The following is a 12,052-nucleotide window of genomic DNA, read 5'->3' as shown; positions in this document are numbered from 1 at the left end:
TCTCGAACGCCGCTGCTGCAGATAGGATCGAGCCATGAGCGGGCGTACCCACGTCGTGACGTACGACGGAGGCACCCAAACGGCGGAGATCTCCGCCCGCAAGGACATTTCGGCATTCCTGAATCCCCTGCGTCACTTCAACGGAAAGGACCAGTGGGCGCTCGGTCTGGCACCGATTCCCGCCGGCACGACGTACGGCGAGATGCTGCAGGCCGGTGAGCTGTCCACCGAGTACATCCAAGCCGCGGGATTGCCCGATGCGATGACCGTCGAGATCCGCAAGCCCGGAGGGTACGAATGGGGCGCCACCTGGGTGCGATACACGATCGGCCGCCCCCACTCCGGCACAGAACCTTTCGATGTGCCGATCCGGCTTGCGCACAGCGTGAAGCTGATCAGCCGCTCACAGGTATTTGACGCCGACGAGGCCGCCGAGTTGTTCTTCGCCTACTACAAAACGGGTGACATTCCCGTCGGCTACGAACTGCAGCCGATCGAGGGATATCGGGCCGACGGGACGATCATCACACTAAACGCGTCGTGACCGCGCGGCTTCACTCCAGCCACCGCGCCAGCTCCGAGGCTGAGTCCGCCTCCGACATCACCCCAGTGGCACGCAGCATTCGCCACCAGCTGCGTTCCTGAGCCAAGTACGCCTGCACGGCTGGCGCCAGCACGGTCGGTGCCTCGAAGTCATCGGTAATGCCCATACTTGATTGGACGCAGCAGAGGTGAACTCGGTTCCGTCAGATTATGTTCACTCGCTCGCCGTCAGTAGACAGCGTCAATACCCGTGCGTGCGAACCGCTCCGGCGAGGCGATCACCGTATCGAGGACCTGCAGTATCCGGGGACGCATAAGGGGGCAGGCTTATTGCCCGTGTCGGCGTTGTACGCGGGCCAGCACCCCGTAGCGGCGATTGATCGGCGCGCAAATGCGTCTGCGCGGGTGGCATCGGCGCTCCTTGACCCTTCGCCCTCAGTTCTGCCGCGCGCCGCCATGACGGCTCCTTCTCTCCGCCGATTACGCTCTGCGGTGTGTCGTTCACCGACACGTCCCCCGCTCGGACAGCTACCCAGCCTCAGCCCCCAGACCATGCCGCGGCGTGGTGCTTGTGTCGGGGCACAGTCTTTCTTGAGATTCCTAGTTCTGGGCGAAATTGCTCGGGCTGCCCGTGCGCTGGGCCGCACGGCTACACAGCTTCGCCGCCGCAGGTTGCTTTTGAGGCGTCAGTGGCGGTCGCGGCGACGCGGGTAATCGAATCGATCCGTGAGGACTGCCGGTAATGCTCGTAGCGCGCCGCGTCCGTCGGGTCATCGAAGAAGAACAGCGAGGTTGCGCCGACCTGCGGCCATCGCTCGACACGGGCGATGGGGATGGGCTTGCCGTCCATCGCGAACTTGCCAGACAAGCTTCTGGCGCCGGGAACTCGCGTGTAGGTCATGGTATCCAAATCCCATATATGTTGGCTGCCCTGGGACACCACCAGCCACACACCACCCATCGCCGGGTCAAGTTCTTCGACGGTCTTCTCGGTAGGGGTATTTGACGTATCTGGGTTCCGTCCCGGTTCATTCATGAGTGTTTCCCTTCGGGTTGCGCCTCAAATTCGTTGCCGATTCACTCGGACGGTCGTCATCGCAGCGGTTGGCGGCTCCGAGCGTGGTGTCGTCGCGGATGCGCGCGTTCAGGTCGACAGACACATGGTGAGTCCACAGTAGGTGCATCAGAGCGGCGTATGCGGTACTGCGTTCTCCGGTGACACGGGCCAGGGCTTCACCGACGGTCATGCCAATAAGGTTGAGAGAGCGTAACTGTTGCAGCGCGGTGCGCAGTGTCAGCGGGCACCTTCGGTAGCCGGCGAGCATGTGCACGTTGTGGAAGAACGTGGGTGGTGGTTCGCTGACGACATTCAGCGTCCATTGACGCGTTGCCAGTGCTTTGCGCATCCAGGAGTAGGTGTCGCGTGACCGAGGCGTTGAGCGTCGATCGGAGGGTGCGACGTCGAGCACGACAGGTCCGTTCGTTGTTGTGAGGAAATAGTCGGGGACGTAGCGTCGGTGCGCGCCATCCACCATGGCGTGGAGCTGAAAAGGCTGAGCCACAACGAAAGTCACCGATGGGTCGAAGTCGGCGAGTATGAGCCGCCGTAGCTGCAGGCGGGTCTCGTAGATTACCTGTGTTGATGTCGTCGCCGAATAGTAGGCGCCCGAGTGGTACTCGTGGCCAAAGAACCATCGCGAGCTGCGCCACGGCGGTGCGCCATTCACTGCCTCAGGTTCGATGTCGCCGATCGGAATGGCCAACGGTGTCTCTTGGCCCTTCACGCGCAGATGAATCCGCACATCAGAGACGTCCGGAGCCGGTCCGTCACCATCGCCTAGTGTTCGCATGAGATGCTCTCCGCTTCTCAGACCGTCCTCACGGCTAGGGTGCGCGCCGGCGGCGCGAGCGGCTAGTGAACTCAGGTAATCGACATCAACGTGAGACGGTCAGGCGTTGGGATAGTGACGTCATTTGCGCTGTGTTGCAGACTTTTCCGTCATATGTAATGTTTCCATTGTCGATAAGTCCGACGTGCGGATCGAACAAGCTCTCGTCACGATGCCTCCCCCACGCGCCGCCCACTGGCCGCTGGTCCCGAGGTACGGGGTGGTGTCGACGACTGACCAACTGCGCGCGGCAAAGGACTGCCTCGCCGACCAGAAACGGCCGAAGCCCAATCGGGCCTATCTGTCGGTGGTGCGATCCCACGGGTCGCAGAGGGAGTCGCTGATGGCGTCTCGCTCGACCTGCCGGCGAGGTTCGCCAGGGCCGGCAAACAACCCGGCGATCTCGCTCCACGGTCGCCATATGTGCGGCATAAGCGGGATCAGTCTGGCGACAGGTCGACCCGCATCAGTGATCACGAACTCTTCACCCGCCGCGGCCCGGCCGACGAGATCAGCTGCTCGCGGGCCCACGTCGCCAACTTCGATGGGCTCCATGAAGCCGTTCTAGCACGAAACCTAGGTTCTTCCCCAGACGACGAACTCAGCCGCCAGCGTGCAGTGGTGACAAAGTTTGAAGGCTTAACGTCGTTCACCGCTAACACTTTTCGCCATCAGATCCGACGGCAGACCCATAACTTCGCACCCACGACCGCCCTACATACTAAACGTTCGAAATCGCCACGCCAAAGAATGTGCGGCACTCCCTCGACACCGAGTTGCGCTTTTACCTATTTCGCCTTCAGGATTATTGAGTCAGCCTGAATCACTGCTTATAGAAATCAGCATTCCAAAAACTGGCACACCAGTTGTTTCTACATTCTTTTCGCATGGATTTGACAGCATCTGGCAAATTGTGGTCTTTTACGCTTATCAGCAGCGGGGAGTTATGATTCGCCGAGGCGACTGCCCAACCCGTATGGGAAGTTTCCAGTACCTCTTCGCGTTTATCCCTCGCAGGCTTCATATCCAGCATGTAGAACTCGGCGGAACATATGGGCGACACACGTCCGCAGCCATAGTTGTGACTTTGTCGGCGAGGTGCATAATGTTGGGCAAGCCCGACTTTGAGCTAACGGCGTGCCGGTCTACCATTTCGGGCACGAAAGCGACAAACTTGTCGGCAGAAAGGACGTCGCTATGCGTAAACATGAGCTCGTTCGTAAGCCGCCAGAAAGCGCATCAAAGTCCGAGCCAGGCCCGGCCACCATATTCTTCTCAGAGAAGTTCAATGAGCTTCTTCGGTGTACGAATGCGCGTGATATTGAAACGGGCCATATCAGGAAAGCTAGATGCACGTCGTTGGCGGCCACGTTGAAGCACCTGTGCCAGGGAAAGATGCCCTCCGGGCTGTCGCAGGCCAATCTGTACAGATTCACCGAGGCAAAGGCCACCCCGAATATCGAGACCGTCTACGAGCTCGCCAAAGTGCTCAACGTGTCCCCCCGGGAGTTCCTGCCCGATCGAATCCTCGATTAGACCCACGAGTTACCGGAGCACCCCACTATGACCTCACGTGCAGGCGACGAGACCGATACCGCAGAAGGTGTCGGCGCCTCTCGGTCCGCGTCTCCCGGCGACCTGGAGCTCGCCGGGATGGAGATTCCCGAAGATGCCGGCGATCATCGCGACGCGCTCATCGACATCCTGTCGCGCATCCCGCCGCATTGGGGACGGTGGATCGACTGCGAAGCAGGCTGGTTCCCGCTCATTGTCGAGTTGCACGAACACCTGCTAGAGCTCGACCCGAACTATGTCGTGCGCCAAATCAAGGAGAAGTTCGGCTCGCTGCGCTACTACGCAGGCTCCTCCACCACTGACCCCGTTGCCCAGCAACGTTTCTCCGCCCTACTGGAGATCGCGGAACGCTTCTCCACCACGGTGTGCGAGGTGTGCGGCAACCCGGCACGATTATCGGTGTCCAACGACCCGCAGCCGTGGCATAAGACAATCTGCACCGCCTGCGCCCAGAACGTTGCCGCCAACACTGGCCGCGTATTCCGGCCGCACGTGGCCCCACCGCGATGACCCACGCCGGCGCATCACGGTCTTCAAGGCGCCAACACCCGGTACCGGACGGTCACCGCGGCGCCGTCATGCGTCGGCGAACAGATCGACCACCGGCAGCTCCAAGGCCTCCGCGATGTCGAACAACCGCTCGTACAACAGCCCTTGGCGCCCCAACTCGACGTCGATCAGCACCGTCCGGTCCACCCCGCTACGGTCGGCAAGCTGCTCCTGGGTTAACCCGCGCTCCTTGCGCAGCCGGCGGATGGCTCCCCCGACAGCCTGGCGGCGGCGCTCCCAACTCTCGATACGGCGGGGATCGTGTCGGCTCGGTTGGGTCGGCATCTACACAAGAAGTAGGCATAACGGCCCGAATGTCTGTAGGCCAAGCCCGACATTTGCGATTACCGCGGGAGATCATGCTGTGAATCCCGTCGCATCTACGCCGTCGCGCCGGATCCGCACACTGCCGGTCCGCCTCGCTCCAATCCCGGGTGAAGCGCTCGATTCGTGGTTGGAGGCGCTCGCCGCGCGCAGCCCGGCGGCCTGGGGAGACCTCCTCGACACCGTCGGCGTTGGCGACCCCGACGGCACCGGACGGTCCCGGCATCCTGTCGACACGCCATCGACGGACTTGGAGTCACTATCGACGGCCACCGGGGTCGACACCGGGGTGCTGGCCTCCATGCTGCGCGGCGGCCTGGGTCTACAGGCTGCCGACGATGACGCGGCACTGCGGGATTTCACGCTGCCCGGATCGCGGTACTGCCCGGCTTGCCTGGCCGACAGCGGCGGCCGTTGGATGCTGTGGTGGCGCCTGAGGTGGGCCTTTGCCTGTCCCACGCACCGGTGTCTGCTCGCCGATGACTGCCCGCACTGTCAGCGACCACAGCGCGCCCGCGCGATTCCTCTGGAGATCGTGCCAGCGCCGGGGCGTTGCGCACTTCCCGGCGGCGTCGGTCGGGGTTCACCGCGCTGCGGCGCCGACCTGTCGGCCGCGAGAACCCCACGACTCCCGAAGACACATCTCGCGCTGGAGGCGCAGCGGGCAATCCTTGCCGTCGTAGCAACAGGGTGCGCCGGCGAGGGCGTCTACCGGGAGGCGCCGGTCACCGCGGCGCAGTATCTTCGCGACCTGACTGCTCTCGGGATGCGTGCCCTGCGCTACGGCTCAGCAGCCGACCTGCAGGCCGTCGGCATCGGCCGCACCACCCGGGACCCGCTGCGTGCGGCGGTCGAGTCGTCAACCGCCCATCGGCTGCACAGCGCCGTGCCCTCACCCCCCACGGCCGCGCAGACCGCCGTGGCCGCCTGCGCCGCGACCCCGGTACTTGCCGCCGACACGGTGCCCGCAGCCGGCGAGCACCTCCGATGGCTGATCACCTCATCGCGCGCGCAGGGCCTGGCCGTCTCGCCCACCAACATGATCTGGGCTCATGGCACCAGCGACACCCTCACCAGCGTGCAACTCGCTGCCCTTACTCCCCACCTCGCGCACGCCTTCCAAGTCCGCCTCCGCTGTCACAGCCCGCACCCGCGCCCAGCCCCGCAGCGCGTGCCGCCCGTGCACCGCTCGCTACCGGCGTTGTTCTGGTACCGCTGGGCCCTTCCCGTGGCAGACACAGCCGTCGGGTTCGAGCAGCTGCGCCTCGCCCTCAGCGCGGCTGTCGCGCTCGCCGCCGGCCACCGCCAGCTCGAGCAGGCTTGCCGCAGCCTGGACATCGTCACCACGGGTAAACAGGCCTCACGGGTGCTCCAGGCGTTAGCAGCGCGCCCGGACTGGCCAGAAACGGCCGTGATGCTCGGAGAGATGGCCGATCTGCTCACCGAACATCCCGCGCCGATCGACTACGAACGCCGCCGCCACCTTTCAACCGACACTCTGCTACCGGAAGCGTTGTGGCACACAATTTGCCGGGACGTCGGATTTACACCGGGCAGCGGCCTGCGGATCCGCTTCATCCGCTGCTGGCTCTACGAACGGATCATCGGCTCGCCCGCCAGGTTATGCAGCGACGCCGTCAGCACCGCCGCATTCCGCGCCGTCGTCGCCGATATCCCCCGGGTTCTCTATCCAGAGATGGTGACCGCACTCGACAACGTTGCGCGCCAATTCCTCGATGACCACGGCCTGCGCGATGAGCCACTGCGCTGGTCACCTCCCGCACACGCCATGCCTTCCTGGACCGGTCGCCCACAGGCCAACTCCGCACTCGATATCGCCGCGCTGCACACGCTCGTTCAGCCACGAGACTGCCGCCTCAGTGCCGTCGCGGAACGACTGCGGGTGCCCATCGAGTTGGTTCGGGAAGTGCTCAACGACCAACCGGCGCCGCGGCCCGTGCAGACTGCCGCGCAGCGCCGCGCCGCCGGAGCTGTCACCGCCGACACCCAAAGGCAATTGACCCGGGAGCAGTTCGCCGAGCTCTACCTCAATCAACAGCTTTCGCTGAAGAAGATTGGGGAGATGGTCGGAGCCTCACGCCAAACCGTGGGGCGGCTGGCCCGGGCCTACGGCATCCCGCTGCGGCCGTCGTCCGTGGGGCGCCCGCCCGGCGCACCGAAATGAATGGTCATTGGGTGCGGGCGCCGGGCGGTCACATGGCTCAGTGGGGGTAGCAGTCCCGCAGCAGCTTCGCCGTCTGCTTGCGCTCGGCCTCGGCGGCCACGTCGATCCGCACCTGGTCCAGCAGCCCCTCAGTGAGTGCCTCCTCACCAGTCCGGACCGCACGTGCGCACCCGCGGGTGATCAGACTGATCAACGAACCCATGTACCCGGTGCTTCGCTCAAACAAGTACTCACTCAACGACCGCGACAACGTCCCGTCCACGTGATTGGGCAACACCAGACTGCGCTCGACGGCTCGCAGCACCGTGCGCCACTCCCTCCGATGATCGGATTCTTTGTAGCGGAACGGGTTCAGCACGCAACTTGTGGTCCGCCGCGCGGTCGGTCCGAGGACCGCCTTGCCGAAGGTGCGACCCTGCTTATAGAGACCCAGGTCGGTCAGCCCGACCCCGACCAGCAGCATGCTGATCGGGAAATCATTCGCCAGATACTTCAACTGATTACTAACCTTCGTTCCGTCGGCCGATTCCCACCGCAGGAAATGCAAGTCGTCGATGATCAGCAGCCGTACCTCACAGTCGAGGAAGACATCGAGCGCGCGCCGGGCGAAATCGCCGGCGCTGCCCCGCAGCCGCCCCGCATGATTGAAGTAGTACAGCAGTGACCCGTTGAGATCGCGGATGGTCGGGTTGCCGCTGAGGGTGACGCGTACCACGGGGTGCCGTTCATGCCCGTCGTCGGTGAGTGCACCGTTCTCCTCGATTTCTCGCAGGTGAAAGTCTTTGGCGAACAGTTCCACCGCGGTGCTCTTGCCGAGGTTCGAGTCCCCTTCGAGAGCGACCGCGCCCTTAGCACGGGCACCGTCCTGTGCATTGCTGCCAATCGTGTCCCACAGCTGCTCGTGAAGCGCCCTGAGGGCCGGGGTGCGCAATACCCCCATGTTGGCGTGCCACAGCCGCCGCTCCTTGTTGTAGCGAGCTTGCTCAGATTGACTCATTCGCTGGATCTTTCGCAGCGTCAGCACTGCCGGCCGTTGCCGGGGCGGGGCCTCGATGACCTTCTGCCATCCCTCCTTGGTGCCGATACTGAGGTTCTGCATGTCGTTCATGACCACTCCAGATCCTCGTCGAGAAAGTCTTCTTCCACATCGTCATCGGGGTCGTCGTCGTCGCTGAATTCCACCTCGCGCGGCGCCGGTGGTGCCAGGGTTGGGTGGTCCTGCGGTTTCGGCACCGACGTCAATGCCGCCACCACCTCGGCATCGGACTCTGCCTGCCTGCTCAGGTCGGCGTCGTGGCGTGCCATCCGCAGTGCGATACGGCGGTCGGCGGGACTGTCGCCGAGGCGGATGTTCCACCGCGTCAACAACTCATCAAGCGCGGTCTCCTCCTCGACGAGCCCGTCACGGCGCAGCACATGTTTGCGGGTGAAGCGCAGCGCCTCATCGCTGAACGGCATGGGATACCGGGTGGCGTGCTCCCAGGTCAGCGTGTGCCATTCCCGGGTGTCGGGATGTTTGATGTAGCAACGTGACACGTCGTCGGGGTCGACGTGAATCGGCCACTTGTTGGCCAGCCTTCCCCGGTACGGGCTCGGCATGGTGGCCAACTTGTTGAGAATGTTGTGCTGGCAATCCCCGTACTTCAAGGTGGCACGCTTGATGCCGAAGTGCTGGATGACATGGGGTTCCACCTGCAGGAACTCGTAGGCCAGCTGCGGGTCACGCGGTACCTCGATGTAGCCGGCGCGGGCCAGGCCCTGGGAATACATCGTCGAGGGCGTGATTAACCTCTTCTTCGTCGGCAAGCCGGGATCAATGAGCCCGTCGTGCTTAGTGTGGTGGTAGACAGAGGCGACCCACTCGTCGAAGATCGCTTCCAGTTGGTCGATGTACAGGCAGGCATGGTCTTCCACATCAAGACCGCGGGAGTTGATGTCGGGCCCTTTGTAGCCGGGCAGGTACTGCAGGAGCTTCTCGCGGACGGTGCCAAAGAATCGTTCCAGGGGTCCTTTGTCTCGGCCCACTCGCACGCGCGCCGGTTGAATGGATATACCCAGCCGCTGGCAGACGCTGTTGAGGTGATCGGATACGTAGATCTTGCCGTGGTCGGTGATGATGGTCTCGGGGTTGATCGCCGGGCCAGAGGCGCCCTTGCCGGTGCGGTCGAACTGATCCGGGTCGATCAGGACTTCCCGCGGCACACCGTGTTCCGGCCACACCGCATAAGCGGGCCACCGCTCGTGTGCCGGCTTGGGACGCATGGTCTGGTAGAGCACCGCGGCGGCGTCGACAGCCTTCGTCGACACCGGCGTCATGCGGCGTCCCACCACACATCGGGTGTACCAGTCCATCGCCACGGTCAGCTCGACCCTTACCCAGCGCAGAGTTTTCGGGTCGAGGGCGAACACGTCGAGGGCGGTGGTGTCCAGAATCAGGTACTCCCCCGGCCGCGTCGGCCGCAGCTTGCCGTGGGGCTTTTTCGACCGGGCTGCGATGTCGCGGTTGCGTTTCGTGGTCCCGCCGAAGGTGCGGTGCTGCTTATCAAGCCACTCCAGCTCCCGATAGGCCGTGGCCTGGGAGGGCAACTCGACCGCACCGGGGCCGAACCACAGCTCCAGCCGCTTGGCGGTCTGCAAGATGATCGCTTTACGGGACGGTTTGGACTCGTTGGTGTGCTCGACCATGATTTGCAACGCCGTCTGCACCCAACGCGGATCGGTCTTGCTGGAGCCCTGCCACCGCGCCGAGGCCAGGCCCGCTTCGCCGTGCTGCTGGTAGGCCTTGGCCATCCGGCGAACATGCCGAACCGTGTATCCGAGCTCCTCGGCCTTCGCGGCGTATCTTCTTAGCAGGGGCTCGCTGCTCGCGTACTGCGGTCGCGGTTCGTCGGCTTGCCTGAGTTCGGCGCTACCGGAGCGGTACCCGCTGAGCATTTCCCGAATGTGGTCACAGCGTTTGCGGATCTCCCGCGTCTGTCCGGCCGTCAACGAGGCCAGAATAACCGGCGCGGGATCAAGTTCATCGTTGAATGACGGGCCCGCGGTAGTCGGAATGATCTGCGCCCGAATGCCTTCGACAAGGGTAACCAGTGATAGTCGAACTATTGAGCCGGGCGAATTGAGGAGAACGTCAGTGCCGTACGTGGTCGGAAGTAGCTCAGACACAGTGTAATTCTTGCCGTCGTAGCGGCACCGGGTCCCAATTTCGATACGGCACCGGGCGGGGTCGGTCATGATGCGCTCCTAGCGATGAGAATGCTCCGGTCGGTGAGAACAGCGTTAAGATCGGTTGAAACTTCGTGACTCCACAACATGTGCAGCAACGCTGATCGCGCCAACGGAGCCGGGGTATGCCTCACCTGTCGAAGCGCGTCGCCGAACGACACGTTGTGCAAGTCCAGTCCGCGTAGTTCTTTCAAGGCGTCGGTATTGACGTAGCGGGACCGTCGGTACCCGGCTAGGAACCGGACGTTCTCCATCAGCACCGGCTCTGTCTCACTGGCGATCTCGAAGCGCCAACCCATGAATTCGATTGCGCGGCGCACCCAGGCAAATGTGTCGATGTTCTTGGGCTTGTCGAGTTGGTCGCGTGGTTTCACTGCAACCACGACAGGGCCGTCACAGGTGTTGAGGAAGTAGTCGGGAATGTGCCGTCGGCGTGTCCCGTCGACTTTCGCGCGCAGAAGGAAGGGTTGCGCCACAATGTGGCTCACCTTCGCGTCAAAGTCGGCCAAAATGAGGCGAGACAGCTCCAGACGCGACTCATGGATGACCGTGCTGTTCTCGGTCGCGCACCAGTATGTGCCCGAGTAATGCGGTTGGCCGTAGTACATGCGGAACGTCCGCCACGGCAACGCCTCATCCAGCATGGCCGGCTTCACCCTCGTCGCCGCTACGCGGACAACCTTTTCCGACTGCAGCCGAATATCCAGTGTCATGTCGCCAGGCTCAGGCACCGACAACGTTGTTCGCAGTTTGGTAGTCACAGGCAGCACTCCGCTCATCAGGGGGACAGATGAGCTGATGGTGCGACTAACTAGTACGGAGTGACTACGCCCCGAGTGTGATCGACACCGCCGCGTTACCGAGTATGCACTTCTCTGTGACGCGAATTCACCTCAATCACATTGCTTTTCGCAACGATGAGAATGTCGCCGCCACAGGAGATGTTCTCAGTGTCGAGAAATTAATCGCCTGCAAAGCCGTCTGCGGCCCTCGCATGCGACGCTGCGGCATGCCTCGAACCTCTAGAATCGCACTTATCCGCCGACGGAAACGATGTACCAGGCTGCCGAACATCGGTCACCCGGTAACGGTCGTCATTGCTACGCACTAGGTAAGGCGTGCCCCCGGATCGGTGCACGACGCGTGCGCCGAAGAAGAATCGATCGAAGGTGGTGACAGTGTTAGATGAGCACCGGGAGGTCTCGCGTCGAAAGCGGACGGTGCACGCCGCCCGCCGCAGCAGCGAACTTGAGGGCTCACAGAGCACTGCTGCCACCCGGGCTGACCAGGACGCGTACATCCGAGGACATATCCGTGCTCCAGAACTAGTACACCGCGTCCGATGCCGGTACAACGTCGAGCGTCGACACAGCCCGTGGCTACCTAGTGAACCCATCTACGATGAGAGGACTTAGCGCCTATGCCGCGAATCAGTGATCCCAAGTTCCTTCGCGTGCTCGTCAGCGCCGCGAGAATGATGTGCTTCCTCTGTATGGCGGTGCGGACGTTTCCATAGGCACCCTGCCGGGTTTGTTGGTCCCTGTCGGCTCAGGTTTCACCCAACTCGTCCGACACGAGAGTGAAACCTGGCCGAAGCCGAAGTCCCTCATCGCCGTCGCGAAACGACTCTGGTGCCAACTCGTTCAGGACTACGCCGCCGATTCTGTTAGTCCCCCGCAGTCGTGTAATAACACGGTCCATAGGCCGATTCCAGAGCGGACATATATCCATCGACCTCGTTGGCGTGACAGCCGGTATAGGG

12 protein-coding genes are annotated in these 12,052 nt (G+C 63.0%); 5 read left to right on the top strand and 7 right to left on the bottom strand.

Translation table 11 applies throughout. The annotated features are described in order from the left end of the window. Positions 1-34: 34 nt before the first annotated feature. Positions 35-544 (top strand): hypothetical protein, encoded by a 510-nt coding sequence (locus BN977_RS14165; protein WP_109790121.1) that lies wholly within the window; start codon positions 35-37, stop codon positions 542-544. A 648-nt stretch (positions 545-1,192) separates the two neighbouring features. On the opposite strand, the gene BN977_RS14160 is transcribed toward BN977_RS14165, so the two are convergent. The 3 genes from BN977_RS14160 to BN977_RS31890 all read right to left on the bottom strand — a co-directional run bounded on the left by BN977_RS14160 (position 1,193) and on the right by BN977_RS31890 (position 2,987). Continuing rightward, complete coding sequence (locus BN977_RS14160) at positions 1,193-1,579, bottom strand: hypothetical protein (RefSeq protein WP_131590116.1); 387 nt, start codon at positions 1,577-1,579, stop codon at positions 1,193-1,195. Further along, positions 1,572-2,345 (bottom strand): TnsA-like heteromeric transposase endonuclease subunit, encoded by a 774-nt coding sequence (locus BN977_RS31895; protein ID WP_165576319.1) that lies wholly within the window; start codon positions 2,343-2,345, stop codon positions 1,572-1,574. The genes BN977_RS14160 and BN977_RS31895 overlap by 8 nt, the downstream gene beginning before the upstream one ends. Before the next feature lie 384 nt (positions 2,346-2,729). Next, entirely contained in the window at positions 2,730-2,987 is a 258-nt protein-coding gene (locus BN977_RS31890) for a type II toxin-antitoxin system Phd/YefM family antitoxin (protein WP_073677387.1), read from the bottom strand. An 804-nt stretch (positions 2,988-3,791) separates the two neighbouring features. On the opposite strand from BN977_RS31890, the gene BN977_RS32875 reads away from it, so the two are divergent. Both BN977_RS32875 and BN977_RS14150 read left to right on the top strand, forming a co-directional pair. Beyond that, positions 3,792-3,968 (top strand): helix-turn-helix domain-containing protein, encoded by a 177-nt coding sequence (locus BN977_RS32875; RefSeq protein WP_139308182.1) that lies wholly within the window; start codon positions 3,792-3,794, stop codon positions 3,966-3,968. A gap of 27 nt (positions 3,969-3,995) precedes the next feature. Then, positions 3,996-4,517, top strand: a complete 522-nt coding sequence (locus BN977_RS14150) for a hypothetical protein (RefSeq protein ID WP_051561357.1) — start codon at positions 3,996-3,998, stop codon at positions 4,515-4,517. A gap of 66 nt (positions 4,518-4,583) precedes the next feature. Here BN977_RS14150 and BN977_RS14145 read toward each other — a convergent pair whose 3' ends face one another. Further along, entirely contained in the window at positions 4,584-4,841 is a 258-nt protein-coding gene (locus BN977_RS14145) for a helix-turn-helix domain-containing protein (protein ID WP_036397953.1), read from the bottom strand. Positions 4,842-4,920: 79 nt separating this feature from the next. On the opposite strand from BN977_RS14145, the gene BN977_RS32675 reads away from it, so the two are divergent. Beyond that, positions 4,921-7,065 carry a TniQ family protein gene (locus BN977_RS32675; protein WP_165576318.1) on the top strand — a complete coding sequence of 715 codons (2,145 nt, stop codon included), beginning with the start codon at positions 4,921-4,923 and terminating at the stop codon, positions 7,063-7,065. Positions 7,066-7,102: 37 nt separating this feature from the next. Here the strand turns inward: BN977_RS32675 and BN977_RS14135 are convergent, their stop codons facing one another. The 3 genes from BN977_RS14135 to BN977_RS14125 are packed head-to-tail and all read right to left on the bottom strand — an operon-like array spanning position 7,103 to position 11,051. Continuing rightward, positions 7,103-8,173 carry a TniB family NTP-binding protein gene (locus BN977_RS14135; protein WP_036397951.1) on the bottom strand — a complete coding sequence of 357 codons (1,071 nt, stop codon included), beginning with the start codon at positions 8,171-8,173 and terminating at the stop codon, positions 7,103-7,105. Then, the gene (locus BN977_RS14130) at positions 8,170-10,299 is read right to left on the bottom strand and encodes a TnsB C-terminal domain-containing protein (RefSeq protein WP_036397950.1); all 2,130 of its coding nucleotides are present in this window, start codon (positions 10,297-10,299) and stop codon (positions 8,170-8,172) included. Before BN977_RS14130 ends, BN977_RS14135 begins: the two co-directional genes overlap by 4 nt. Then, a complete protein-coding gene (locus BN977_RS14125; protein ID WP_234709552.1) occupies positions 10,296-11,051 on the bottom strand; it encodes a TnsA-like heteromeric transposase endonuclease subunit in 756 nt (251 codons plus the stop codon). Before BN977_RS14125 ends, BN977_RS14130 begins: the two co-directional genes overlap by 4 nt. 408 nt (positions 11,052-11,459) lie before the next feature. Between BN977_RS14125 and BN977_RS31885 the strand changes: the two genes are divergently transcribed. Beyond that, the gene (locus BN977_RS31885; RefSeq protein WP_109790118.1) at positions 11,460-11,705 is read left to right on the top strand and encodes an antitoxin VbhA family protein; all 246 of its coding nucleotides are present in this window, start codon (positions 11,460-11,462) and stop codon (positions 11,703-11,705) included. Positions 11,706-12,052 lie beyond the last annotated feature (347 nt).

Origin of the sequence: Mycolicibacterium cosmeticum (assembly GCF_000613185.1) — a bacterium.
Classification (GTDB): Bacteria; Actinomycetota; Actinomycetes; order Mycobacteriales; family Mycobacteriaceae; genus Mycobacterium; species Mycobacterium cosmeticum.
Note: the sequence above shows the minus strand (reverse complement) of the source record. Positions and strands in the feature narration are given on the sequence as shown.